The following is a 24,465-nucleotide window of genomic DNA, read 5'->3' as shown; positions in this document are numbered from 1 at the left end:
GCAACCAGTGAAAACAAAGTGACCAAAGTTTTTCCAGAACGTCGCCGGCAAGGCAAGGGAAATCCGGCCATCCAGCACGGCACCCCATCCAGCAGCCTGGATCAGCCCGAACTTGCCTCGAAATGACGCCGAATGGTCGCCAGCATCGCCGCGTGCGCTTTCTCCGCCTGCGCAGCAGTGAAGGCCATGAGCGGAAAAGGCGCCTCTATATCTACAGCCTCGGTGACGGCGGTGCCGGCGCCGGCAGGCGCAAAGGTGACGGTGCCGTTGAGTCGCACTGACGGAAATTGGCGCGCTTCGGTGTGCACGACGCCGTCGGGCGCCATCAGCACCGTCGCCCGGTAGGTCACACCCAGACTGAACGGGCCGAATGGGATGCGATCTCGCACCCGGTAGTCACGACGGCGGCCCCGCGCATCCTGCTGATCGGCGAGACAGTCCACCGCCACGACGAGTGGATGGACCAGCTTCATGTTCGCCAGATCTGTATAGAAGGTGCGGACGTCGTCCGGTGCCGCCGGCACCTCTTCCCTCAGCTCGAACCGGGACCGCGACAGCCACATCGACCCACCGTAACTTGACCGTTTCAGATGATCAGCCAGTTCCCGCCGAATCGGCGGCACGAGCTGCCCGGCCCGGCGTCGAAATCGGCGCCAAAACCACACAAACGCCTCGCAGAGCCGTTTCGGAATTAGCTGGTCACGACCACGCGACGACCGTTGCGACCTTGCATTTGCGCAAAAGCTGTGTATGGCAGTATGTTTTGTGCATTCACCTGCGAATACGCGAAATCGCCTCTGCCCCAACATGATGCGAATAAACCGGGATGTAACGCACACCACAGGATTCGCGAAACGTGATGGCAGCCACAGTATTTTGACCGTCGCGATTTTCCGTTGCTAGCGTTCGTCGTCATGTTTGCTATTGCGACCGCATCGCTGCTGGCTTTGGTCAACCAGGTTTCGGGTACGCCGTACATCTCCGGTGGAGACACGGCACGCGGCACCGACTGCTCCGGACTGGCCTCCTGGGTGGCCAACGCGGCCACCGGCCGTCCCGTCTACGGCAGCCGGTTCAACACCGGCAACGAAGAGGCCGCGCTGCGGGCCCGTGGCTTCCTGCCCGGCACCGCGCCGGGCGCGCTGAACATCGGCTGGAACGGCGGCCACACGGCCGTCACCCTGCCGGACGGCACCCCGGTGTCCAGCGGCGAGGGCGGCGGTGTCCGGATCGGTGGCGGCGGCGCCTTCCAGCGCCAGTTCACCCACCACATGCACCTGCCCATGGCGCCTGGTGAGGACATCCCCGCCGATCTGCCCCTGGACGGCCCCTTGGACGCCCCGCTGGCGCCTCCGGCGGGTCCGGCCGACCTCCCGGCCCCGGAGATCGTCGAAGCCGCCAATTTTGCGCCCGCCCCCGAGGCCCCGGCGCCGGCTCCCGAAGCTCCCGCTCCGGCCCCTGAGGGCCCGGAGATGCCCGCCTAACCGTTCAACGACCCCTCTGCTTCACAGTCAGGGCTGCGACCGCTCAGCGGTAGCAGCCCTGACTGCTATTTGACGTAGTCGGCCAGGTGCGATCCGGTGAGTGTCTTGCCTGCCGCGACCAGATCTGCCGGCGAACCCTCGAAGATCACCCGGCCGCCGTCGTGACCTGCGCCGGGACCCAGGTCGATGATCCAGTCGGCGTGCGCCATGACGGCCTGGTGATGTTCGATGACGATGACGGACTTACCGCCGTCGACAATCCGGTCGAGCAGCGCCAGCAGCTGCTCGACGTCTGCCAGGTGCAGGCCGGTGGTCGGCTCGTCCAGGATGTAGACGTCGCCCTTCTCCCCCATCTGCGCGGCGAGCTTGAGTCGTTGCCGCTCGCCGCCGGACAGCGTGGTCAGTGGCTGCCCGAGCGTCAGGTAGCCCAGCCCGACATCCACCATCCGCGCGAGGATTTTCTGGGCGGCCGGCACTTTTGCGTCACCGTCGGAGAAGAACCGCTCCGCGTCGGCGACGGGCATGGCCAGCACTTCGGCGATGTTCTGCCCGCCGAGGGTGTATTCGAGCACCGAGGCGCCGAACCGCCTGCCTTCGCACTCTTCACAGCGGGATTCGACGGTCGCCATCACGCCCAGGTCGGTGTAGATGACCCCGGCGCCGTTGCACGCCGGGCAGGCGCCTTCCGAATTCGAGCTGAACAGTGCGGGTTTGACGTCATTGGCCTTCGCGAACGCCTTACGGATGTGGTCGAGCAGTCCGGTGTAGGTGGCGGGGTTGCTGCGTCGCGATCCCCGGATCGGCGCCTGATCGATGGTGACGACGCCCTCGCGCCCGGCCACCGAACCATCGATCAGGGAGCTCTTGCCCGAGCCCGCCACGCCTGTGATCACGGCGAGCACGCCGAGCGGGATGTCCACGTCGACGTTCTGCAGATTGTTGGTATCGGCGCCGCGAATCTCCAACGCGCCGTTGGCTTCTCGCGCCGATTCCTTCAGCGCCGCCCGGTCGTCGAGGTGCCGCCCGGTGATGCTGCCGCTATCACGCAGCCCCTTCACCGTGCCTTCGTAGACCACTTGGCCGCCACCCGAGCCCGCCTCGGGGCCGAGGTCGACCACGTGGTCGGCGATGGCGATCACTTCCGGCTTGTGTTCGACGACCAGTACGGTATTTCCCTTGTCCCGCAACTGGATCAGCAGTTCGTTCATCCGGGTGATGTCGTGGGGATGCAGGCCGATGGTCGGCTCGTCGAACACGTAGGTGACGTCGGTCAGCGCCGAGCCGAGATGACGAATCATTTTGACCCGCTGCGCCTCTCCGCCGGACAGCGTACCGGCGGGCCGTGCCAGCGACAGATAACCCAGCCCGATCCCGACGAACGAGTCGAGGGTGTGGCGCAACGTCGCCAACAGCGGCGCCACGCCGGCGCCGAGACGCTTGTCGTCGGCCAACGCGCCCACCCATTCGGCCAGGTCGGTGATTTGCATGGCGCAGGCCTCAGCGATGTTGACGCCCTTGATCTTTGACGAGCGCGCCAGCTCCGACAGCCGGGTGCCCGCGCACTCGGGGCACGTCGTGAAGGTGACCGCCCGCTCGACGAACGCCCGGATGTGCGGCTGCATCGCTTCGACGTCCTTGCTCAGGAACGACTTCTTGATCTGCGGGAGAAGACCCAGATAGGTGAGGTTGACGCCGTCGACCTTGATCTTGGTCGCTTCCTTGTGCAGCAGGGCGTCGAGTTCCTTCTTGGTGAACTTCTTGATCGGCTTGTCGGCATCGAAGAAGCCGCAACCGTTGAAGATTCGGCCGTACCAGCCGTCCATGCTGAAGCCGGGAATGGTGATGGCGCCCTCGTTGATCGACTTGCTGTCGTCGTACAGCGCGGTGAGGTCGATGTCGTTGACCGCGCCGCGGCCCTCGCACCGCAGACACATGCCGCCCACGATGTTGAAGTCACGCCGCTCCTTGACGGTACGTCCGCCACGCTCCATGGTCACCGCGCCGGCCCCGCTGATGGAGGCGACGTTGAATGAAAAAGCTTGTGGTGAACCGATGTTCGGCTCGCCGATCCGGCTGAACAGGATGCGCAGCAGCGCCCCCGTATCGGTGGCCGTGCCGACCGTGGAGCGCGGGTCGGAGCCGATCCGTTCCTGATCGACGATGATCGCGGTGGTCAGCCCCTCCAGCACGTCGACATCGGGGCGGGCCTGCGACGGCATGAACCCCTGGACGAAAGCGCTGTAGGTCTCGTTGATCAGCCGTTGCGATTCCGCGGCGATGGTGTCGAACACCAGCGAGCTCTTGCCGGAGCCGGACACGCCGGTGAACACCGTCAGGCGCCGCTTGGGGATCTCGACGCTGATGTCCTTGAGGTTGTTCTCCCGGGCACCGACTACGCGGATGAGGTCATGGCTGTCAGCGGCATGCGTTCTGCTGGGCATGTCCACACGCTAACCGGGCGCCGATCGCCGTTGCTTCTCGATTCCTGATCGCTTCTCGCGAGCTGGAGGTAACCCCAGCTCGCGAGAACGGCGCTACTTACCGAAACCCGCCTTGCGCAGCGCGTCGGCCATCGAGCCCGACGGCGCCGACTCGCGGCGGCCACCGCCGTTGCCGCGCTGCGGATTACGGCCACGGTCCTGATTCTGACCGCGATTCTGGCCGCCTCCGTTGCCGCCACCATTACCGCCGCGGTTGCCGCCGTCGCGTCCGCGCGGCTGACCGCCGTCGCGCCGGGGCCCGCTGCCCGACTCGGGCCGCTTGCCGTCGCGGGTGCGCTGCGGATCGTCATTCAGTCGCAGGCTGAGCCCGATGCGCTGCCGCTCGACGTCGACCTCGAGCACCTTGACCTTGACGACCTGACCGGACTTGACCACCTCGTGCGGGTCGGAGACGAACCGGTCGGCCATCGCCGACACGTGCACCAGACCGTCCTGGTGCACGCCGACGTCCACGAAGGCGCCGAAGGCGGCCACATTCGTCACCACGCCTTCCAGCACCATGCCGACCTTGAGGTCGGACACCTTCTCGACGCCGGCCGCGAAAGTCGCGGTCGAGAACGCGGGGCGCGGGTCGCGGCCCGGCTTCTCCAGTTCGCCCAGGATGTCGGTCACGGTGGGGATGCCGAATCGTTCGTCGGCGAAGTCGCCCGGCTTGAGCGCCCGCAGCTTGCGCTCGTCACCGATCAGTTCGGCGAGAGTGACGCCTGCGCGGTCCAGGATGCGCCGCACCACCGGGTAGGCCTCGGGGTGCACGCCCGAGGCGTCCAGCGGGTCGTCGCCTTCACGGATGCGCAGGAAGCCGGCGCACTGCTCAAAGGCCTTGGGGCCCAGGCGCGGAACGTCGAGCAAGCCGGCGCGGCTGCGGAACGGTCCGGTCTTGTCACGGTGCGACACGATCGATTCGGCGAGAGATTCGGTCACGCCGGAGACCTTGGCAAGTAGTGGCACCGAGGCCGTGTTGAGGTCGACGCCGACGGCGTTCACGGCGTCCTCGACCACCGCGTCGAGGCTGCGGGCCAGAGTTCCGGGCGTCACGTCGTGCTGGTACTGCCCGACACCGATGGACTTCGGCTCGATCTTGACCAGCTCGGCGAGCGGGTCCTGCAGGCGCCGGGCGATCGAGACCGCGCCGCGCAGCGTGACGTCCAGCTCGGGCAACTCATGGGCGGCGTAGGCCGACGCCGAGTACACCGAGGCACCCGCCTCGCTGACCATGGCCTTGGTCGGCAGGCGCTTGGGCCCGGACGCTCCCGCCGCCTTGAGGTCGGCGATGAGTTCGGTTGCCAGCGCATCGGTTTCGCGGGACGCGGTGCCGTTTCCGATGGCAATCAGTTCGACATTGTGCCGCGCGACGAGGGCGGCCAGCGTCGCCTTGGCGTCGTTCCACTTGTTCTGGGGCTGGTGCGGGTAGATGGCGCAGGTGTCGACGACCTTGCCGGTGCCATCCACGACCGCGACCTTCACACCGGTGCGGAACCCGGGGTCGAGCCCGAGGGTGGCGCGCGTCCCGGCGGGCGCGGCCAGCAGCAGGTCCTTGAGGTTCTTGGCGAATACGGCGACGGCGTCCTCCTCGGCGCGCTGCCGCAGCCGGATCCGGGCGTCGACGGCGGCCGAGAACATCAGCTTGGTGCGCCAGGCCCAGCCCACCGTGGCGGTCAGCCACGGTGTGGCGGCGCCGCCGGCGCCCATGTCGACACCGAGCGACTGCGCGATCATGGCCTGGTACAGCGTCTCGTCGCCGCCGTCGAAGTTCAGCGACAGTGCTTCTTCCTTCTCGCCGCGCAGCACCGCCAGCACGCGGTGGGACGGCATGTCCTCCAGCGGCTCGGAGTACTCGAAGTAGTCGCGGAACTTCTGCGCAGCAGGGCTTTTCGCCGCCTCTTCAGACCACGGCTTGGTCGTGAGGGTGCCGTCGGACCAGAACTTCTCGCGCACCGCGCCGACGAGTTCGGCGTCCTCCGAGACCCGCTCGACCAGGATGTGGCGCGCCCCGTCGAGTGCGGCGGCAACGTCGGCCACCTCCTCACCCAGGAACTCGGCGGCCACGTCATCGGGGTTGAGCGTCGGATCGGCGAGCAGCTGGTCGGCCAGGGGCTCCAGGCCGGCCTCGCGGGCGATCTGGGCCTTGGTGCGGCGCTTGGGCTTGTACGGCAGGTAGATGTCTTCGACCCGCGACTTCGTCTCGGCGGCCAGCAGCGCCGCCTTGAGGTCGTCGGTCAGCTTGCCCTGTTCTTCGATCGAGGCCAGCACGGCGTCGCGCCGCTGATCCAGTTCGCGCAGGTACCGGAGCCGCTCCTCCAGCGTGCGGAGCTGGCCGTCGTCGAGGCTGCCGGTGACTTCCTTGCGGTAACGCGCGATGAACGGCACGGTCGCGCCTTCGTCCAGCAGCCGTACCGCGGCGTCAACCCGACCTTCGGCGACGGCCAACTCTTCGGCCAGGCGGGCGTTCACGGACTTGACGACAGACTTGACGCTCAAATTCACGGGCAGGACCCTACCCAATGCTGCCGACAGCCGTCGGCAGCGGCGAGTAAGTTTGCGCTATGCCTCAGCCGATCCCGACGCCGCACGCCGCCTGGCGCACCCGATAGCGCGACATGAATCCCGACGTGCGCACCCTGTGGATGGTCGTCTCCATGACCGCCCTGATCTTCGGGTTGCTGCATGTCTGGGTGGGGGCCGGTAAGCGGCGACACCCGGCGGTGCAGCTCTGGGGTGCGGGCAACTTCGCAGGTGCGGTCGGCGCCGGGCTGCTGAGCGCGCGCGGGCTGGTGCCCGAGGTGTTGTCGGTGACGGTGTCGAACGTCCTGATCATCACCTGCTGGTCGTTGATCTGGGGTGGCCTGTGCGCCTTCAACGGACAGCCGGTCCGCGGCCGCCTGATGGCTGCGGGACCCCTGGCGGTACTGGCGGCGTTCCAGCTGATACCGCCGTTCACCGTCAGCATCCCGGCCCGCGTGTCGCTGACCGCCCTGGTGCTGGCCGGGTATTTCGCACTGAGCGTCGTCGACGGCATCAAAGCCCAGCGCGTCGAGCGCCTGGCGTCACGCCGCATCCTGATCGGCCTGTACGTCGTTGCGGCCGCGGCGACCGTGGCGCGTTCGGTCAGCCTCCATCTCGACGCCGGCGCCGTCCAGTTCGCCACGACCGCCCCGGCCGTGTCGTTTCCGATGCTCTTCTTCGCTTTTGCGGTCATGGCCATCAACCTGTGTCTGTCGCTGATGGGGTGGGAGCGGCTCGAGGATCAACTGGCCGACGCGGCCATGCTCGACTCGCTCACCCGCACGCTGAACCGCGCCGGTTTCATGATCCAGGCGCAGCGCCTCGCCGAGGAATGCGTCGCACGGCAGCTGCGGTGCTCGGTCATCGTGATGGATCTGGACGAATTCAAGGCCGTCAACGATGTCTTCGGACACGAGGCCGGCGATCGGCTGCTGTCCGAATTCGCGTGCGTGGCACGGTCGAACCTGCGCAGCGGCGACCTGTTGGCCCGGATCGGCGGCGAGGAATTCTGCGCCATGCTGCCCGGCGTGGACGAAAGCCAGGCGGCGGTCATCGCCGACCGGCTCCGGGTGGCGTTCGCCGCCGCGACCTTCAGCCACAACGACGCTGTTCTCGCGGGAACGGTGAGCATCGGGGTGTCTCAACTCGGGCACAAGGCGGGGTTGCGATCGGCCATCCACCGCGCCGACGTGGCGATGTACGAGGCGAAGAGCCGCGGCCGCGACCGGGTCATCCGCGCCTCGGCCGCGGGCAGCGACTGAGCCGTCGGCTCAGTACGTCCCACAGTTCGGCGCCGTGGGTTCACCGTTGAACCGCGCCGCGATCCACTGCATCGCCGGCTCGCCGTCGACCAGCATCGGCAAGGCGTGGTTGATCACCAGCTTGTTCAGGAACGGCGGTTCCTCGTTGGTGCGGAACTCGACGTCGGCGCCCTTGTCGCACCAGTCCCGGCCCAGTTGATTGGCGGCCGTCCACGGCACGAGCGGGTCGTATCGGTTGCTGTTGATCAGCACCGGGGCGTTGGGCTTGTACTTGCCGAGCTTCTGCATCTCGAACAGCGACTTGAACGGCTCTTCCTCGATCAGCACGTTGATGTCCTCGGTGAAATACGGCTGCAGGTGCCGGAACATGAAGTCGACGATGGTCTGCCCGACGCACTGCCTCGACACGCTCTCCAGCATGTCCTTGCCGCGCTGGGTCAGCTTGGAGCGGATCAGGTCTGCGAACTCCGGGTAGGCGTAGATCTCACCGTTGAGCGCGTAGCCGACCACGCCGACCAACGCACTGCCATCGGTGTACGGGAACAGTTCCTTGAGGTCGGCCACCGGCGCCCCGGCGTAGGTGCCCACGACGTGCAGTTCCGGCGCATAGGTCGACGCCAGTTCGGCCGCCGATGCCGCGGCCCCGCCGCCCTGCGAGTAACCCCAGAAGGCAACCGGCCCATCGGGATCCAGTGAGGTGCCCGGCAGCTTCTTGGCGGCGCGCGCGGCGTCGAGTACCGCGGCGGCCTCCGCGACGCGGTTGACGTACGTGTGCATCCCCGGGGTGCCGAGACCCTCGTAGTCGGTCATCACGATCGCGAAACCGCGGGCGACCATCGTGGCGATGAACGCCTCTTCGTAGTTGACCATGATGTCCCAGCCACCCGAGTAGTGGATGCCCTGGTTGAACTGCCGCGACGGCGCACACTGATTGCCCTGGCCCTGGGTGCCGACCGCGTAGCTGATGAGCGGCCGTGGTCCCTTGCCCGGCCAGTCGTTGTACGGCTCGAAGTAGGTGCCGGTCACGGCGACGGGATTTCCGCGGGCGTCGGTGCTGCGGTACATGATTCGCGTCCCGGTCGCCATGATGGCGCCGAGTTGGCCCGACGGTTCGAGCACCAGACGCGACGGCTCGGTCCGGATCAGATCACCGGGCTTGCCCGGTGGCAGTGGATCAGGCGGCAGATAGAACTCGGCGTACTGCGGCTCGTCGCCGTCCGCATGGGCTGCGGGCATTCCCGCAAGCAATGAACCGATGAGCAGACACGCTGCCAGAACGCCCCCGAAGCGATGCATAACGGAACAATAACAATGGGACTCTCGTACACGAAATCATGGCTGCCCTATATCAAGAATTTAGTTCTTGACAGACGTCGAGTGACGAGCCGCACAGACATTACCTGCAAGCGATCCGCGAAGCCGCCCAGACGCTTGTGTCCGCCACGGCATATCGGCACGGATCCCGCGTGACATCACACCTGCGAGAACGCCGCTATCGGAGTTTCTGCCCCGGCACGCTGATTTACTGGCCATCGTTACTTCGACCCCGGAGATGAGCAGCAATGGACGACGAGACGACGGCCGCCCCCGACGCAGCGGACAGCCCGCCGGTGATCACCGCGGAGGGTCTCGCTGTCGTCGGCGAACACGGCCCGCTGTTCTCTGATGTCGACCTGCAGCTGCGGCCGGGTTTCCACGCCATTCAGATGCCCGGCGGTCCGGCTCAGCACACGTTGTTGCTGTCGCTCGCCGGCCGGCTCAAGCCGACCCACGGGACCGTCACCGTCAACGGCGCGACGGGGCCGCGCGGCATCCGGAAGCACTGTGCCATCGCCGCGTTCGCCGACATCGACGACCTGGAAGACATGGTGACGGTGCAGACCGTGCTCACCGAACAGCGCCGCTGGGTGTCGCCGTTCCCGGCCTGGGTCCCGGTCCAGTCGGACGTCCCGGAGATGACTGCGGTCTTCGGCGACGACCTACCGCTGTTGTCACCGAAGACCTTCATCATCGAGCTCTCCGATCTCGAACTCTTCCTGCTGCGCATCACCCTGGCGTTGATGTCCGACCGGCCGGTGCTGATCGTCGGCGACCTCGAGCAGGTCCGCGACAACGAACGCCGTGCCCTCGCCGTGCAGCGGCTCGGCGCCCTGGCCGAACACCGCACCGTCGTCGTCGGGGTGACCAATCCGCTGGGCGACGACGCCCCCGACCACGTTCTGCATGACCGCCGCATGCACACCGGAAAGGCCTGACCATGCTTGCTGGACTCGCATTCGGCTCGGAGATCAAACGATTCGGCCGCAGCCGCATGACGCGTGCCGCCATCGTGGTGCTGATGCTGCTGCCGCTGGTGTACGGCGCGCTGTACCTGTGGGCGTTCTGGGATCCGTTCGGCCAGGTCAACAAGATGCCGGTGGCCCTGGTGAACGCCGACCGCGGCGCCGTCGTAGAGGGCGTCCATGTCAACGCGGGCGACGAGATCGCCAAGAGCCTGACGGCCGATCACAGCCTGGACTGGCACGTGGTGAGCGACAAGGAGGCGCGCGACGGCGTCGAGCACGGCAAGTTCTACTTCATGCTGGAGCTCCCGGAGAACTTCAGCGAGGCCATCGCCTCACCCGTCAGCGGCAATCCCCAGAAGGCCCAGCTGATCGCGGTGTACAACGACGCCAACAACTACATCTCCTCGACCATCGGCCGCACGGCCACCAGCCAGGTGCTCAACGCGGTGTCGACCCGCATCTCCGGCCAGGCGGTCAATCAGATTCTGTCCGTGGTGGTTTCGTCCGGAACCGGCATCAAACAGGCGGCCGACGGGGCGCAGAAACTGGCCGACGGTGCCGCGCAGGTCGATACCGGCGCGGGCAAATTGGTCGGCGGCCTCGACGACGCCCGCAACGGCTCGGCCAAGCTGTCCGCGGGAGCCAAACAACTCTCTTCCGGCATCACCCAGGCCACCGACCCTCTGTTGAAGGTGACCAAGGCCCTGTCACAGGTCGGCGGGAGCACCGAACAGTTGCAGCAGAGCGCGACGGCACTCGAGCAGGCCGCCGATCAGGCCGGCGCCCTGGCCACCGCACAGGACACCGCGGCGGCGGCGATCGGTTCGGTGATCCAACAACTTTCGGTGAACCAGGACCCCGTCTCGGTCGGCGCGGTCAACACGCTGCGCGGCGTCCAGGACCAGCTGAACGGCCATCAGTTCACGCCACAGATCCGTCAGCAGATCACCGACGGCCGCAATGCCGCGATCTCGATGACCGAGACACTGCGCTCCCCCGGCAGCCCGCTGCGAACGGCGTTGGACCAGGTGGGCAGCAGCGGTCAGCAGCTCACCGACAAGCTGAACCAACTGCGCAACGGCGCTCAGCAACTGGCCAGCGGAAACGCGCAATTGGCAAGTGGCATAGTGCAACTCGATGACGGGGCGCGCCAGTTGAAGTCCGGCACCGTGCAGCTCAAGGACGGCAACCACGAATTGGCCACCAAGCTCGCCGACGGCGCCAAGCAGGTGCCGACGTGGACGGAGCAGCAGAAGCAGGCCATCGCCGACACCATCGGCGGCCCGGTGAATCTGGAGTCCTCACACGAGAACGGCGCCCCCAACTTCGCCACCGGCATGGCCCCGTTCTTCCTGACGCTGGCACTGTTCTTCGGCGCGCTCGTGCTGTGGATGGTGTTGCGGCCGTTGCAGAACCGCCCGATCGCCGCAGAGGTGCTGGCCATCCGCGTGGTGCTGGCGAGCTATCTGCCCGCGGCGGTGCTCGCCCTGGGACAGTCGGTCATCCTGTACTGCGTGGTGCGGTTCGCCCTCGGCATGGAGGTGGCGCATCCGGTGGCGATGCTGGCGTTCATGGTGCTGGTGTCCGTGGCGTTCGTCGCCGCGACGCAGGCCATCAACGCGCTGGTCGGACCGGCGGTCGGTCGCGTGTTGATCATGGCGCTGCTGATGCTGCAGATGGTCAGTGCCGGCGGCATGTACCCGGTCGAGACGACGTCCAGACCGTTCCAGGTCATGCACAAGTTCGATCCGATGACCTTCGGCGTCAACGGACTCCGTCAACTGATCCTCGGCGGCATCGACGGCCGGCTGTGGCAGGCGATCATCGTGCTGGTGTGCATCTGGCTCGGCGCACTGGGCATCTCGAGCCTCTGCGCGCGCCGCAACCGGACCTGGAACCTGATCCGGCTCCTGCCCGCCATCAAGATGTAGCGGGTCAGCTCAGGCTGACGGTGCCGTCGGCGTTGACGCGCCAGTTCGGATTGTGTGCGATCTCCCAGATCACGCCGTTCGGGTCCTGGACATGCGCGTGGAACACGCCGCCGAACTGTCCGGGTTGGGGCGGCTTGAGCGTGGTGCCGCCGGCGGCGATCACGGCGGCCGCCAGTTCGACGACCTCGTCCTGGCTGCCGACGTTGTGCGCCAACGTGATTCCGCTGACCTGTGAGTGGTCGGCAGCCTGTGCGAGGTCGGCGTTGAACTTGTCCGCGAGGAAGAACCCGAGCAGCTGGCCCGGGGCCGTCTGATAGAAGATGATCTCCCCCGGCACATCGAGCGCCGGCACCCAGCCCAGCGCGCCGTAGAACTGCCGGGTGGCATCGAGATCGACCGTGGCCAGGGTGAAGAAGTGCACTTGCTGCATCATGCGCCCAGGTTACGTAGCGCCTCCGACATCCTCGTCAGAGCAAACAGATACCCGCGACGAGAAGCGCGACGACCTTGATCAACTCCAGCACCACGTAGACGTGGTGCATGCGGGACCGCGGGCCTTCGCGCCCGGCCAGCACCTCGTCGGAGCGGCGGTTCAGCCGCGGCCGCACCGCAACCAGTTGCACCGCCAATGCCGCCACGGCCGCGGCAAACGCGGCCGTGACGGCGATCGGCGGCCGATTCATCAAGGCTGCGAGCACAATTGCCGCGGCGAACACCAGCTCGACGGTGTTCAGCGCGCGGAACACCAGGCGCCCGATGCCGAGGCCGATCTGCAGTGTGACGTTCGGCGCGCGGAATTTGAGTGGCGCCTCCAGGAAGGAGATGGCGAGCACCATCCCCAACCAGACGAAGGTGATGGCGATCTGGATCGCAGCCGGCGTACTCATCAGCGACGACGCTAGACGGCCAGCGGGCTGAACGCTTCGAACCAGATGCGGTCCCGCGGCACACCGGCTTCGCCCAGCTGCCGGACCGCCGCTTCCATGAATGGCGTCGGCCCACAGATGTAGACGTTGGCGTCGGACGGAAACTCGATGGCGCTCAGGTCAATTCGGCCGCGACGATCCGGTTCGGTCAGCGGATAGCCGTCAGGCAGCCCGTCGTACCACGTGTGCAGCGCGGCACCGGGAATCTGTGCGACCAGATCGGCGAGTTCGGCACGGTGGGCGTGACTGGCACGGGTGCGTTCGCAGTGCACGACGGTCACGGGGCGTCCCGGCTGCTCGGCCGCGATGAAGTACAGCATGCCCAGCACCGGCGTGATGCCGATGCCCGCCGAGATCAGCAACAGCGGTGTCTCCGCCGGACTGTCCAGGGTGATGTCCCCGAAGGGGTGCGAGACCTGCAGCACGTCACCTTCGAACACGTACTCGTGCAGGTACGACGACACCGCGCCGTCGCGGCGCACCGAGATGCGCCACCGGTCGTCGGCGCCGGCGTGCGACAGGCTGTACTGACGAATCTGCCGCGCCCCGTCGGGCAGCTGCACCGCCACCGAAATGTACTGTCCCGGCGCAAAATCCGGAAGCTTGCCGCCATCGACGGCGGCGAGCCCGAAGGCCACGGTCACCGGTGACTGCTGCACCCTGTCGACAACCTTGACGGGCATCCAGACATGCTCCGGATCGGTGCCGGCCGCCTCGTACAACTCACGTTCGCGGCCGATCAGCATGTCGGCCATCGACCAGTACACCGCGGTCCACGCCTCGGCAACGTCCGCGGTGACGACGTCGGCGCCGAGCACCTCGACGATCGCCGCGAACAGGTGCTCATAGACCACCGGGTACTGCTCCGGCGCCACACCCAGGGACGCATGCTTGTGCGCGATCCGCTCGATGACGTCCGCACCGGGCGCATCAGGGTCGACGAGCAGCGTGGCGTACATCGCGACCGACCCCGCCAATGCCTTCTGCTGCGAGCCGTTCGCCTGGTTGCCGCGGTTGAACAGGTCCCGCTCCAATTCGGGATGTGCCGCGAACAGGCGACGGTAGAAGACCGGCGTGATCTCGCCGATCGCACCCCCGACCACCGGCAGGGTGGCCTTGACGACCTCGGCATGGGCCGGGGACAACGCGGACGTGGACAACATGGCAGAACCTCTCATTTCGTCGTGAATGCGTCGGCGCGACCTGGATCGAAGGCTTCGATGCCCGTCTTCCACCTGTCAGCCAGGCTATTTAAATAAGCATGATCAATGCAAGTTCAAGCCCACGTGACCTACGACACAACGTAGTAGCTTCCCGCCCGCATGCGCGGACGACCGATCCCGCGAATCTGACGGCCCCGATGTTTGACTGCGCCGTAAGGCGGCAATGAACCAGACATGTTCACCGACAAAATGATTCCCCTGTTGGCGGCCGGCGCGTTCGCAACGGCCGGCGTGGCCGCCTCATTCGTGTCAGCCGATATCGTGCCGAGCACCGTCGGCGCCCATCCGGTACTGACCAGCTACCCATTGCAGCCCGCCGATGATCCCGGCCCCGGCCCGGGTGGCGGTGGTTGAGTCAACGGCCAGTGCGGTTCCGGTGGTGTGAACGGTGGTCCCGGAGGCGGCCCGGGAGGTGCCGGTTGCGTGCCCACTCAATGGGGCACAGCCTGTGGCTCCGGTGGCGTCAACGCCGGTCCCGGCGGCATTCCCGGCGGTAGCGGCTGTATTCCCGGAGTCGGGTGCGGCGGTGGCCACGGCTGATCGTCACTGAGACCCAGCTCAGCGACCAACAGACGATCGACGACGCTGGTGCTCTCGGGGCGAAAGTCCTTGGCGCACCGGCGCGTCGAGCAATTGCGCGACCTTCGGGACGTCAGCTCTGCGCGACCTGTTCGCGAATCTCCCGCAGCGTCCGTTCCAGGATCCGCGAGACATGCATCTGCGAGACGCCGATCGTGTCCGCGATCTGGCGCTGCGTCTTGGCTGCGAAGAACCGCAGATAGAGGATGCGTTGTTCGCGGACCGGCAGCGATTGCAGCACCGGCTTGACCGATTCGCGGTCGGTGATCCGCTCGAATCCTTCGTCGACATCACCGAGCAGGTCGGAGAGCGACTGCGGATTGTCGTCATTGTCGACGACGGGCATGTCGAGCGACTGCGGCTGATAAGCATTGGCCGCCAACAGGCCTTCGATGATCTGTTCCGGCGAAACGGACAACGCGTCCGCCAGCTCACTGGTGTTCGGCGACCGCCCCAACCGCTGCGTCAGTTCCGTTGTCGCGCCCTTGATCTGCTGACGGATGTCGCGAATGCTCCTCGGCACGTGGACTTTCCAGCCATAGTCGCGGAAATGCCGGCGCAACTCCCCCATGATCGTCGGGACTGCGAACGCCACAAAACCCGCCCCGTTGTCCGGATCGAAACGGTTGATCGCCTGGATCAGCCCAACCCGGGCAACCTGAACGAGGTCATCGAGGTTTTCTCCGCGGCCATCGAAATGACGCGCCAGCCGGTCCGCCAACGGGCAGCACCGCAACACGATCTGTTCGCGCCGCCGAGCGAATTCGTCGGATTCCGCCGGCAGCGCGCGTAGCTCCGCCAACAATTCCGGGACATCCGCATATTCGTCGGCGTGCCGGGCTCCATCAGGTAAACGCTTCTCCAGCAACGAATTTGACATGACGTGCCTTCCCCGGGCCCACAACACACATCGGGAGATCCGGCTGGCCGAGCCTAGACTCGGCGCCGTGCATGCGTGTTGTTTCCACCTGTCAGGTGGACCGGCAATCTGCCGTCACCGATCGCTACCTACGGCATCCACACGGCCGTGCCCTGATCTGGACCGCGGCCGCATGCCGCACAGGTAGCTCTCAGCTGCTGTCGCTTCGGTCTAAGCAACCGCGCCATCTGGACGCTGTAACCGACCATACCGCCGAAGCCATCGGGGCACCACCGCGACGCCGCACCAACCGGCCATAACACCTGGTCAGAGCACGAAAAACTTTTCTGCTGGAACAGGTTTCGCCGAGAACCGCCCAGGGTATGCCCGGGGTCGGCAATGAGCAGCACTTGAAAACCTTTGACAGGAACGGCTCTTTTGATGTCGGTGTGCATTACCTGCGGAACAGATTGCGACCAGTCGTTCACCGTGAATTGGAACGGGCGCACCGCCAGCTTCGACTGCATCGAATGCATGGCCACCATGGTGGCGCCGACATGCCACCACTGCGGATGCCGAATCTTGGGCCACGCGTTGCGGATCGACGGCCGGCAGTATTGCTGCGAGCATTGCGCGCAGGCGGCAGACCATGGCGCCAGGCCGGCGGCGAACAGCGGCCGCCGGCAATTCGGCGAACGGTTTCTCCGGCCCGCGCCGGACGAGTGATGTCATCGTTGGTTTAGCTCTTCAGGTCGCGGGGTAACTACGCCGTATTCGTCGACCGCAATGGAGCGATCCGACCGGTGAGCCGAGGATCGGTGGATTCCGTCATGAAGACCATCACGTGCTGCATCGCCGCCGCGGTGCCCCTGACCTCCCTGATGCTGGCGGTGCCGGCCGGCGGCGCCCCGGCAGCTGCGCAACCCTGCCCTGATGTTCAAGTGGTGTTCGCGCGCGGCACCATGGAACCGCCGGGCGTGGGCACGCCCGGCCAGGCCTTTGTCGACGCGCTCACCGCACGGGCCGCGGGCCGCACGGTCGACGTGTCCCCCGTGGACTACCCGGCGTCGCTCGACTTCGCTACCGCCGCCGACGGCGTCGTCGACGCCACCAACAGAGTCCAGAGCACCGCGTCCATCTGTCCCACCACCAAGATCGTGCTGGGCGGATACTCCCAGGGCGCGGCGGTGGCGGCCTACATCACCGAGGACGCCGTCCCCGCCGGTGTCACCCTGCCGATGGGCATCACCGGCCCGATGCCGGCATTCGTGGCAGACCACGTGGCGGCGGTCGTGCTGTTCGGCAAACCGTCGTCCGGCTTCCTGCAGATGGTCTACACGGGCGCGCCCCCGATCACGGTGGGTTCGCGGTATGTGTCGAAGACCCTCGACCTGTGCATCGCCGATGACCCGGTGTGCTCGACGGGCGGCGGTGACAACGCCGCCCATATGGCGTACTCGGACAACGGAATGGCCGACCAGGCAGCACAATTCGTCATGAGCAAGCTCGGCCGCTCTCCAGCGCAAGCCCGCGTCGAGCAGGCCGCGCCGCGCTGATCACCGGCGGGTCAGCAGGGGGAATTCCTCGGCTTCGACGCGCTGGGTGTGGTCTTCGGTGGCCTGCTGCAGGTCCGTCAGGGCGGTCTCGAATTCTGCCGACGCCGGATCCAGCCGCGCCATCTGGTCCAGCAGTTCCTTGGTGTCGTCCGTCTCGCCGCGCAGCGACTCGACGACCCGTCCACGCCGGACCCTCGGGTGGACCAGCAGCTCCTCGCTCACTTCCTGCGCGGTGAGCGCCGCGCGCAGCGCCGCAAAGTGCCGCCGGCGCGTGGTGACGTCGGCCGCGCGCAGCGTCTTGCCGAACAGCTCGCGCGTGGTCAGGTGCTGGGCCTTGACGTAGTCGATGACGTCATCGGTGGCTGGCGTCGACGGCGGTGTCATGAAAATCCCCCTCCAATGTTGTCCGGCCGGTGTTCCAGCTTCTGCTACCCAATCCGCGGCGGAGTAAACCCGCCGATTGCGCCCGAATCAGTGCGGGGTGACGTCGGCGCTGCCCTCTTCGGGCGGCCAATGGTGGCCTTGTGACGCCGCGCCCGGGTCGGCGAAGTCGCCGCGCGACAGTGGCACCCACTGCTCGCTGGCCGCGGCCTGCTCGGCGGGGAAATCTTCCAGATCGCCGAACGGCTGGGCATCCCACATCGCGAACGTCAGCGGCGTCCGGAGCCAGCTGTACAGCAGCAGATACGTCGCCTCGAGCGAATCGAGATGGGTGCGTTCCCAGCCGTGACTGCCGTCGAGCCCGAATCCCACGAGGGCTGCCCGGGTGGCGGCGCCGGCTTCGATGGCCGCCGCCACATCCGAGCGGTAGTAGCGAAAGATGTCGCGGGCGTGGGTGATTCCCTTTTCCTGCGCCAGCTTGCACAACTTGCGGGTCAGGTAATAGTCGAACGGCCCGTGCATGTCGGCCATCGGGATGGTGACGCCGTGTTCGAGGGACTGCTGGCCGGGTGCGCACACCGCGTTGTCCACCGACACCAGTTCCGCGACGTCGGGCGGCAGGCCGTGACTGGCGCCGTGGCCGACTTCCTCGGTGATCGTCACCATGAGCGTGGTCCGGTGCGGTAGCACGATGTTGCGCTCGGCGACGACCTTCGCCAGCGTCAGTGCGATGGCGACGCCGGCCTTTCCGTCCAGGTGCCGGGAGACGACGAAGCCGTCCTCCGTCAGCTCGGGGCTGGCGACCAACGCGACGAAATCGCCGACGTTGAGCCCCAGCTGCTCGAGGTCCGCGCGCGACGAGACGCTGCGGTCGACGCGGACCTCGACGTCGTCCCAACCGGTCGGCTGCGTATCGATCTCGTCACCGAACGCATGGCCGCTCGCCTTGAGGGGCATCACGGTTCCGGTGAAGAACTGGTCGTTGTCGTCGGGCAGGATGCGGACCCGGGCACCGGTGGCGAATCGCGCCGAGAAGGTGCCGACGGGCACCAGCGCCAGCCGCCCGTTGTCCTTGAGTTCGCGCACCATGCACCCGATGGTGTCGGCGTGCACCACGATGGCGCGGTCGGTGGTCTGCGACCGCCCTGGCAGTTCGGCGATGAGTGCACCGCGCCGCGTCAGGGTGAACGGGACACCGAGTTTGGTCAGCGTTTGACCGATCAGTTGCATCACGGCGTCGGTGCGCCCCGATGGGCTCGGCGTCTGTAGCAACGCCAACAGCGTGTCGACCATCCAAATGCGGTCGTCCGGCGACATCGTCACGTTTTCGGCATCGTCGGGCTCAGTCATCATTTCTCCAGTTCACATCACGTTGTCCAACGACCACAATGGTTCTGCGAAACAGCACTCAGTGCTGCTCGATCGGGTCGGGATGCCAGGCCCACGGGGTGGCCGCGGTACGCGGGAACAGCAGATCGATGAACGCCTGCGCTGTCGGCCGCGGCTCGTGATTGGCCAGGCCCGGCCGCTCATTGGCTTCGATGAACACGTACTCCTCGCCGCACACCGTCGGCACGATCAGATCGATTCCGGTCACCGGAATCTCGATCGCCGCCGCCGCGTCGACCGCCACTTTCGCCAGCGTGGGGTTGAGCTCGTCGGTGACGTCGTGAATCGTCCCGCCGGTGTGCAGGTTCGCCGTGTGGCGCACGATCAGGCGTTCGTTGGCGGGCAGCACGTCGTCCAGCTGCCAGCCCGCCTTGTGCACGGTGTCTTCGGTGACGCTGTCCAGCGGGATCACCGATTCCCCGTGCGTGGCCACCGACCGGCGCCGGCTCTGCGCTTCGATGAGCTGGCGGATGGTGTGGGTGCCGGTGCCGATCACCTCGGGCGGTCGGCGGATGGCCGCGGCGATCACCTTGCCGTCGATGACGACGATGCGCAAATCTTCACCCTCGCAACACTCTTCGATGAGCACGTCGGGGCAGTGCTGCATGGCCAGGCCGATCGCGCGGTTCAGGTCGTCGGGGTTGGTGACGCCGACCGTGATGCCCGCGCCCTGTTCGCCCCGCGCCGGTTTGACGACGGCTGAGCCCACCTTCTCCAGGAAACGGCAGTCTTCGTCGGTGAAAGTCGCGGTGCAGCCCTCCGGCACCCGGATACCCGCCTCCGCGACGACCGCCCTGGCGACCCGCTTGTCGTCACACCGGCTCATCGCCACCGCACTGGTCAGCTCGGACAACGATTCGCGGGTGACGATGCTGGTGCCACCGTGCGTGAGCCGGAGGTAGCCGCCCTGAGCGTCGAGCACGTCCACTGCGATGCCCCGCAGAATCGCCTCGTCGGCGATGATCCGCGCATACGGGTTCAGTTGTCCCAGTTGCTCTTCCGGCCGCACCGGGGCGAACAGCGGTTCGTTGATGGCATTCTTGCGTTTGATCCCGAGTGCGGCGGGCACCCGGGTGAAGCCGATGCGCTCGTACAGCGCGATCGCGCCGTCGTTGTTGTGCAGCACCGACAGATCCATCTGCGACCGTCCCCGCCGGATGAACTCCTCGATCAGCGAGCGCACCAGCAGGCCGCCGGTTCCGGGCCGGGTGACGGTCGGCTCGACCGCCAGGCACCACAGGCTGGAGCCGTTCTCCCGATCCCCGAACAGCTGGCAGTGATCGATGCCGGTGACCGTGCCGACCACCTGCCCGGTCTCGTCGTCCACGGCGACCAGATACACCACGTGCGGCGCGTCCTGACTGTTGCTCCACATCAGGTCGCTGTCGGCCGGCACCATGTGGCACCGCACGTAGATGTGGTTGATCGCGATGCAGTCCTCGATCGAATTCACCTGCCGGACCGTCAATCCCGGAACATCGGGCGGCCGGTACTGCATGGGCGTGGTGAGGTCGAGCCGGTAGGTGAAACTCGGGTCGATGAAGAACTCGTGGGCGTGCAGCGCCACGAAGACGTGCGGCGCGTCGAGGTACATCCCGATGTCGCGGCGGCCGCTGCCCTCCTCCCGCAGCGCTGTGCCGAACTCGTCGGGATCGCGGAACGTCTGGCCGAAAACCAGCCGCCCCCAACCCATGTCCTGTACGACGCCCTCGGCCATATCGCTGGTCTGCGGTGTCATCATCGGGCCACTCCGTCGACGTGGTTGGCGAGCCAGAGTTCCAGCAGTCCGATCTGCCACAACGGATTCCCGCGCAGTGGCGTGAGATTGCCGTTGGGATCGTCGAACATCCCGGCGACCGCTTCGGGGGCGAACAGACCACGATCGCGCGCGGCCTGGCTGTGCAGCGCGTCGCGGACCAGCTCGAGATAGGGGCCGGCGAGGTGCTTGAGTGCGGGCACCGGGAAGTAGCCCTTGGGCCGATCGATGACATCGGCCGGAATCACCTTGCGCGCAGCGTCTTTCAGCACGCCCTTGCCGTCCTGCGCGGTCTTGAGTTCGGGCGGGCACGTCGCCGCGAGCTCGACCAGCTCGTGGTCGAGGAACGGCACGCGACCTTCCAGACCCCAGGCCATGGTCATGTTGTCGACGCGTTTGACCGGGTCGTCGACGAGCATGACCGTGGTGTCGAGCCGCAGCGCCCGGTCGGTCGCGGTGGCCGCCCCGGGATGGCTGAAGTTCTGCAGCGCGAACGCGCCCGCGGAGTCGTGCTCGAGCCGCCACTGGGGCTGCAGCAGCCGGTTGACCGCGTCGTGGCTGCGGTCGAAGAACGCGGCGCGGTAGCGTTGCAGCGCGTCGACCGGGTTATTGTCGGCCGCACTCGCCATCGGCGGGTACCAGTGGTAGCCGGCGAAGATCTCGTCGGCCCCCTGGCCGGACTGCACGACCTTCACATGTTGGCTGACCTCCTGCGACAACAGGTAGAACGCCACGCAGTCGTGGCTCATCATGGGCTCGCTCATGGCCTCGATGGCGCCGGAGAGTGCAGGCAGCATGCGTGCGGAGTCGATGCGGATCTGGTGATGGTCGGTATCGAACTGGCGGGCGATGATGTCCGAGTACTTGAACTCGTCGCCTTCCTCACCACCCGCGGATTCGAACCCGATGGAGAAGGTGGCCAGGCCGTGCTGGCCGGCTTCGGCGAGCAGCCCCACGATCAAGCTGGAGTCCAGGCCACCGGACAGCAGGCAGCCCACCGGCACGTCGGCGACCAGCCGGCGTTCGACCGCGGTGCGCAGCGCCGCCAGCACGGCGTCCCGCCAGTCGTTCTCGGTCCAGTCGGCCCGCTCGAGCGACCGCTCGAAAACGGGTTCCCAGTAGGTCGTCTCCGTGCGCGTGCCATCGCGTTCGATGCGCATGACAGTGCCCGGCGGGGCTTCTGCACGCCGCGCAGGATGGTGCGCGGCGCGGGCACGACGGAGTGGAAGCTCAGATAGTGTTGCAGCGCAACAGGATCGAGATCGGTGTCGACGCCGCCTGCGGCCACCAGCGCCGGCAGCGACGACGCGAAGCGCAGCGCTCCCCCGGCGGCCTCGCACCAGTACAGGGGCTTGACCCCGAGGCGGTCACGCGCCAGCAGTACCCGGCCGGACTCGATCTCCGCGACCGCGAAGGCGAACATCCCGTACAGGTGCTCGACGACGCGCTCGCCCCACTCCTGGTATCCCTTCAGCACCACCTCGGTGTCGCTGTGCGAGAAGAAGCGGTAGCCCTTGCTCGAAAGTTCCTGGCGCAGTTGGGGATAGTTGTAGATACACCCATTGAAGACGACGGTGAGGCCGAGCTCCGGATCATGCATGGGTTGGTGTCCGTGACTGGACAGATCGATGATGGCCAGACGCCGGTGACCCAACGCCACCCCGTCCCGCACCCACAATCCGCTACTGTCCGGGCCCCGCGGTGCCATGCGGTCGGTCATGGCAGCAACCGCCGCCAGATCAGCACCACGGCCCCAGGCGATTTCGCCGGCAATGCCGCACATGGTGGAAGTCAGCTCCCTTGGTGGACGTCTCCGGTTCCACCGTACCCGATGCGCACCGTCGACGTGCGGATGATTCAAATTTGTTCTGTTGCAATATGTTTGCTCGCGGAGTGGTCAGCGATCCGATTGACGGACACGAAAGTACCCGCCCCGCAGACCCCGCTCCGGCAGCGTCATCTGGAGTTTCCTGTTGATTTCCAATCGATTTCGTGATGCAGGGTCCGGTTAGCCGGCTACCGCCTTCCGCGGTAGCCGACTAACCTCGTCAAAATGTCTGTGCCACTACCTCGTTGGATAGCGGGATGACGCGCAGATCATGCAAACGCCCGCTGCCGTCGGCGCCTCGGTACCGATCGCCGCCGCACGTCGAATCGACCGTATTGAGTTGTCGCTCGCGTCCGTCAAGGACTGCTCCTCTCCATGGCTCCGCTCGATCAGCTCCGGGCAGGCGCTGCCCTCGCCGGTTCACATACCCCGGTCCCGACCGGGTGAAACCTCGAACCCGAAACTCGCCCGAATCGCAGGCACACTGGTCGGGTGATCGATTTCCGCGGGTACCTGCTGGTCGCCGCCCTGCTCGCCACCACCGCCCTGACGCTGGTCCTCGGGGTCACCGATCCGGCGGCGCCACTGTCCTACCCGACGTGGTTCCTGGTCTGGAACATGTTCCTGGCCTGGATCCCGATGCTCTTCGCCGCCGCCTTCGCCGCGGTGACGCGGCGCCGCTGGCTGCTTCCGCTGGGGCTGGGCTGGCTCGCGTTCCTGCCGAACGCGCCATACCTCGTCACCGACCTGGTGCATCTGGGTGAGCAGGATGAGCTGTGGCGCCACGTCCTGCAGTACGGGTTCGCGGCGTGGACCGGCATCCTGCTCGGCACCGTGTCGCTGCTGCTGGTGCACAGGCGGATCGACCACGAGTTCGGCCCGATCTGGGGCTGGCTGACCGTGGTCACGTCCGTGGGGCTGTGTGCGATCGGCGTGGTGATCGGCCGGTTCCAGCGCTGGAACTCCTGGGATCTGGTCACCCGGCCCCACGCCGTCGTGGCCGCCACGTTCGAGTGGGTGCGCGCACCGCTGTCCTACGTGCAGTCGACCGGGGTCGGGCTGGCGGTCGCCGCGTTCTTCGGGCTGGCCTACCTGACCATCTGGGCACTGGGCGGCCTGGCGACCCCGCCGGTCAGCGCGAATCCAGGAAGGTGATGACGGCCAGCACGCGGCGGTGATCTTCGCCGGTGTCGGGCAGGTTCAGCTTGCTGAGAATGCTGCGCACGTGCTTCTCGACGGTGCCTTCGGTCACCCAGAGCTGATGCGCGATGCCGGCGTTCGACCGGCCCTCCGCCATCAGGGCCAGCACCTCGTGCTCGCGTTCGGTCAACACCGCCAGCGGATCTTCCCGGCGCTGAGCCGCGAACAGTTCCTGCACGAGGGCGGGGTCCACCACCGACGCGCCACCCGTGATGCGGTGCAGTGTCTCGAGGAAGTCGGTCACGTCGATGACGCGACTCTTGAGCAGATAGCCGATGCGCTGGCCGCCGCTGAGCAGTTCCATCGCGTGCTCGACGTCGACATGCGCCGACAGCACGAGGATCGCAACGTCGGGCAACTCGCCGCGGATCACCTTGGCGGCGTCCAGGCCCTCGGTCGTGTGGGTGGGCGGCATCCGGATATCGGTCACCACCAGGTCGGGGACCGTGTCCCGGACCAAGGCGAGCAGCTCGCCACTGTCACCGGCCTGCCCGACGACGGTGAAACCCGCGCCGGTCAGCAGGCTCGCCACACCTTCCCGAAGCAACACGTCGTCATCGGCGACGACGACGCGCGTCCCCTCCCGTGCACCCACTGCGTCCACGTATGTCCTGTTCGTCTCGACCCCTGGCCGCCGTGCCGTCAGACGCCGGACGTGCCGCTCATTGCGTTCATCTTGCCTGGCCGCCGTCCAGCGTCGCCCGCAGTCCTGTGAATCGGTCCCGGGCCCACTGGCAGGGGGCCCGTATTGCAGCTAGCCCTACCCCCGAATTGGGCGCTGGCATCGACGACGCCGACGACGT

20 protein-coding genes and 2 pseudogenes are annotated in these 24,465 nt (G+C 66.8%); 8 read left to right on the top strand and 14 right to left on the bottom strand.

The window, feature by feature from the left end; genetic code table 11:
- Window positions 1-101: 101 nt before the first annotated feature.
- Window positions 102-563: an SRPBCC family protein gene (locus ACJEIK_RS13390; RefSeq protein ID WP_064860527.1), complete on the bottom strand. Its 462-nt coding sequence runs from the start codon at window positions 561-563 to the stop codon at window positions 102-104.
- 351 nt (window positions 564-914) lie between these two features.
- On the opposite strand from ACJEIK_RS13390, the gene ACJEIK_RS13385 reads away from it, so the two are divergent.
- Entirely contained in the window at window positions 915-1,484 is a 570-nt protein-coding gene (locus ACJEIK_RS13385) for a peptidoglycan endopeptidase (protein WP_409431586.1), read from the top strand.
- A gap of 65 nt (window positions 1,485-1,549) precedes the next feature.
- Here ACJEIK_RS13385 and ACJEIK_RS13380 read toward each other — a convergent pair whose 3' ends face one another.
- Complete coding sequence (locus tag ACJEIK_RS13380) at window positions 1,550-3,925, bottom strand: ATP-binding cassette domain-containing protein (RefSeq protein WP_409431585.1); 2,376 nt, start codon at window positions 3,923-3,925, stop codon at window positions 1,550-1,552.
- A gap of 93 nt (window positions 3,926-4,018) precedes the next feature.
- Window positions 4,019-6,469: a Tex family protein gene (locus tag ACJEIK_RS13375; RefSeq protein WP_409431584.1), complete on the bottom strand. Its 2,451-nt coding sequence runs from the start codon at window positions 6,467-6,469 to the stop codon at window positions 4,019-4,021.
- A gap of 113 nt (window positions 6,470-6,582) precedes the next feature.
- Here ACJEIK_RS13375 and ACJEIK_RS13370 point away from each other — a divergent pair, with 113 nt between their 5' ends.
- A complete protein-coding gene (locus tag ACJEIK_RS13370; RefSeq protein WP_064860114.1) occupies window positions 6,583-7,749 on the top strand; it encodes a GGDEF domain-containing protein in 1,167 nt (388 codons plus the stop codon).
- Between the two features lie 9 nt (window positions 7,750-7,758).
- Here the strand turns inward: ACJEIK_RS13370 and ACJEIK_RS13365 are convergent, their stop codons facing one another.
- Window positions 7,759-9,045: a lipase family protein gene (locus ACJEIK_RS13365; RefSeq protein WP_162563629.1), complete on the bottom strand. Its 1,287-nt coding sequence runs from the start codon at window positions 9,043-9,045 to the stop codon at window positions 7,759-7,761.
- A gap of 266 nt (window positions 9,046-9,311) precedes the next feature.
- Between ACJEIK_RS13365 and ACJEIK_RS13360 the strand changes: the two genes are divergently transcribed.
- A complete protein-coding gene (locus ACJEIK_RS13360) occupies window positions 9,312-10,004 on the top strand; it encodes a hypothetical protein (protein ID WP_064860113.1) in 693 nt (230 codons plus the stop codon).
- 2 nt (window positions 10,005-10,006) lie between these two features.
- The gene (locus ACJEIK_RS13355; RefSeq protein ID WP_064860112.1) at window positions 10,007-11,965 is read left to right on the top strand and encodes a YhgE/Pip domain-containing protein; all 1,959 of its coding nucleotides are present in this window, start codon (window positions 10,007-10,009) and stop codon (window positions 11,963-11,965) included.
- A 4-nt stretch (window positions 11,966-11,969) separates the two neighbouring features.
- Here ACJEIK_RS13355 and ACJEIK_RS13350 read toward each other — a convergent pair whose 3' ends face one another.
- The 3 genes from ACJEIK_RS13350 to ACJEIK_RS13340 are packed head-to-tail and all read right to left on the bottom strand — an operon-like array spanning window position 11,970 to window position 14,054.
- The gene (locus ACJEIK_RS13350; RefSeq protein ID WP_064860111.1) at window positions 11,970-12,398 is read right to left on the bottom strand and encodes a VOC family protein; all 429 of its coding nucleotides are present in this window, start codon (window positions 12,396-12,398) and stop codon (window positions 11,970-11,972) included.
- A gap of 34 nt (window positions 12,399-12,432) precedes the next feature.
- Window positions 12,433-12,852: a hypothetical protein gene (locus ACJEIK_RS13345; RefSeq protein WP_064860110.1), complete on the bottom strand. Its 420-nt coding sequence runs from the start codon at window positions 12,850-12,852 to the stop codon at window positions 12,433-12,435.
- 11 nt (window positions 12,853-12,863) lie between these two features.
- The gene (locus tag ACJEIK_RS13340) at window positions 12,864-14,054 is read right to left on the bottom strand and encodes a globin domain-containing protein (protein WP_064860109.1); all 1,191 of its coding nucleotides are present in this window, start codon (window positions 14,052-14,054) and stop codon (window positions 12,864-12,866) included.
- A gap of 249 nt (window positions 14,055-14,303) precedes the next feature.
- Here ACJEIK_RS13340 and ACJEIK_RS13335 point away from each other — a divergent pair.
- Window positions 14,304-14,654: pseudogene (locus ACJEIK_RS13335) on the top strand (PE-PGRS family protein).
- 112 nt (window positions 14,655-14,766) lie between these two features.
- Here ACJEIK_RS13335 and ACJEIK_RS13330 read toward each other — a convergent pair.
- Window positions 14,767-15,573, bottom strand: a complete 807-nt coding sequence (locus ACJEIK_RS13330) for a SigB/SigF/SigG family RNA polymerase sigma factor (protein ID WP_064860107.1) — start codon at window positions 15,571-15,573, stop codon at window positions 14,767-14,769.
- A gap of 128 nt (window positions 15,574-15,701) precedes the next feature.
- On the bottom strand, window positions 15,702-16,088 hold the full coding sequence (locus ACJEIK_RS13325) for a hypothetical protein (RefSeq protein WP_165605572.1): 387 nt from the start codon (window positions 16,086-16,088) through the stop codon (window positions 15,702-15,704).
- Here ACJEIK_RS13325 and ACJEIK_RS13320 point away from each other — a divergent pair.
- On the top strand, window positions 15,994-16,278 hold the full coding sequence (locus ACJEIK_RS13320; RefSeq protein WP_064860106.1) for a hypothetical protein: 285 nt from the start codon (window positions 15,994-15,996) through the stop codon (window positions 16,276-16,278). The genes ACJEIK_RS13325 and ACJEIK_RS13320 overlap by 95 nt on opposite strands.
- A 104-nt stretch (window positions 16,279-16,382) precedes the next feature.
- Window positions 16,383-17,108 (top strand): cutinase family protein, encoded by a 726-nt coding sequence (locus ACJEIK_RS13315; protein WP_209841004.1) that lies wholly within the window; start codon window positions 16,383-16,385, stop codon window positions 17,106-17,108.
- On the opposite strand, the gene ACJEIK_RS13310 is transcribed toward ACJEIK_RS13315, so the two are convergent.
- The 4 genes and pseudogenes from ACJEIK_RS13310 to ACJEIK_RS13295 all read right to left on the bottom strand — a co-directional run bounded on the left by ACJEIK_RS13310 (window position 17,109) and on the right by ACJEIK_RS13295 (window position 22,417).
- Complete coding sequence (locus ACJEIK_RS13310; protein ID WP_135355980.1) at window positions 17,109-17,492, bottom strand: hemerythrin domain-containing protein; 384 nt, start codon at window positions 17,490-17,492, stop codon at window positions 17,109-17,111.
- 87 nt (window positions 17,493-17,579) lie between these two features.
- The gene (locus tag ACJEIK_RS13305; protein ID WP_133427559.1) at window positions 17,580-18,842 is read right to left on the bottom strand and encodes an osmoprotectant NAGGN system M42 family peptidase; all 1,263 of its coding nucleotides are present in this window, start codon (window positions 18,840-18,842) and stop codon (window positions 17,580-17,582) included.
- A 55-nt stretch (window positions 18,843-18,897) separates the two neighbouring features.
- Window positions 18,898-20,616 carry an N-acetylglutaminylglutamine synthetase gene (gene ngg, locus ACJEIK_RS13300; protein ID WP_293018821.1) on the bottom strand — a complete coding sequence of 573 codons (1,719 nt, stop codon included), beginning with the start codon at window positions 20,614-20,616 and terminating at the stop codon, window positions 18,898-18,900.
- Window positions 20,616-22,417 (bottom strand): annotated as a pseudogene (locus ACJEIK_RS13295) (N-acetylglutaminylglutamine amidotransferase). Before ACJEIK_RS13295 ends, ngg begins: the two are co-directional and overlap by 1 nt.
- Before the next feature lie 537 nt (window positions 22,418-22,954).
- On the opposite strand from ACJEIK_RS13295, the gene ACJEIK_RS13290 reads away from it, so the two are divergent.
- Entirely contained in the window at window positions 22,955-23,617 is a 663-nt protein-coding gene (locus ACJEIK_RS13290; RefSeq protein WP_346416248.1) for a DUF1361 domain-containing protein, read from the top strand.
- Here ACJEIK_RS13290 and ACJEIK_RS13285 read toward each other — a convergent pair.
- Window positions 23,595-24,257: a response regulator gene (locus ACJEIK_RS13285; RefSeq protein WP_061006544.1), complete on the bottom strand. Its 663-nt coding sequence runs from the start codon at window positions 24,255-24,257 to the stop codon at window positions 23,595-23,597. The genes ACJEIK_RS13290 and ACJEIK_RS13285 overlap by 23 nt on opposite strands.
- Between the last annotated feature and the right edge of the window lie 208 nt (window positions 24,258-24,465).

It is taken from the genome of Mycobacterium sp. SMC-16, assembly GCF_046250085.1.
GTDB classification, from domain to species: Bacteria; Actinomycetota; Actinomycetes; order Mycobacteriales; family Mycobacteriaceae; genus Mycobacterium; species Mycobacterium phocaicum.
This window is presented reverse-complemented; position numbering and strand designations above follow the sequence as displayed.

Bases quoted from the DNA above. Each gene is read 5' to 3' on its own strand.
- ACJEIK_RS13320 (WP_064860106.1), top strand. From the start codon at position 15,994: ATGTCGGTGTGCATTACCTGCGGAACAGATTGCGACCAGTCGTTCACC.
- ACJEIK_RS13385 (WP_409431586.1), top strand. From the start codon at position 915: ATGTTTGCTATTGCGACCGCATCGCTGCTGGCTTTGGTCAACCAGGTT.
- ACJEIK_RS13305 (WP_133427559.1), bottom strand. From the start codon at position 18,842: ATGATGACTGAGCCCGACGATGCCGAAAACGTGACGATGTCGCCGGAC.
- ACJEIK_RS13360 (WP_064860113.1), top strand. From the start codon at position 9,312: ATGGACGACGAGACGACGGCCGCCCCCGACGCAGCGGACAGCCCGCCG.
- ACJEIK_RS13380 (WP_409431585.1), bottom strand. From the start codon at position 3,925: ATGCCCAGCAGAACGCATGCCGCTGACAGCCATGACCTCATCCGCGTA.
- ACJEIK_RS13345 (WP_064860110.1), bottom strand. From the start codon at position 12,852: ATGAGTACGCCGGCTGCGATCCAGATCGCCATCACCTTCGTCTGGTTG.
- ACJEIK_RS13330 (WP_064860107.1), bottom strand. From the start codon at position 15,573: ATGTCAAATTCGTTGCTGGAGAAGCGTTTACCTGATGGAGCCCGGCAC.
- ACJEIK_RS13350 (WP_064860111.1), bottom strand. From the start codon at position 12,398: ATGATGCAGCAAGTGCACTTCTTCACCCTGGCCACGGTCGATCTCGAT.
- ACJEIK_RS13325 (WP_165605572.1), bottom strand. From the start codon at position 16,088: ATGCATTCGATGCAGTCGAAGCTGGCGGTGCGCCCGTTCCAATTCACG.
- ngg (WP_293018821.1), bottom strand. From the start codon at position 20,616: ATGACACCGCAGACCAGCGATATGGCCGAGGGCGTCGTACAGGACATG.
- ACJEIK_RS13340 (WP_064860109.1), bottom strand. From the start codon at position 14,054: ATGTTGTCCACGTCCGCGTTGTCCCCGGCCCATGCCGAGGTCGTCAAG.
- ACJEIK_RS13310 (WP_135355980.1), bottom strand. From the start codon at position 17,492: ATGACACCGCCGTCGACGCCAGCCACCGATGACGTCATCGACTACGTC.
- ACJEIK_RS13315 (WP_209841004.1), top strand. From the start codon at position 16,383: ATGAAGACCATCACGTGCTGCATCGCCGCCGCGGTGCCCCTGACCTCC.
- ACJEIK_RS13370 (WP_064860114.1), top strand. From the start codon at position 6,583: ATGAATCCCGACGTGCGCACCCTGTGGATGGTCGTCTCCATGACCGCC.
- ACJEIK_RS13365 (WP_162563629.1), bottom strand. From the start codon at position 9,045: ATGCATCGCTTCGGGGGCGTTCTGGCAGCGTGTCTGCTCATCGGTTCA.
- ACJEIK_RS13390 (WP_064860527.1), bottom strand. From the start codon at position 563: ATGTGGCTGTCGCGGTCCCGGTTCGAGCTGAGGGAAGAGGTGCCGGCG.
- ACJEIK_RS13355 (WP_064860112.1), top strand. From the start codon at position 10,007: ATGCTTGCTGGACTCGCATTCGGCTCGGAGATCAAACGATTCGGCCGC.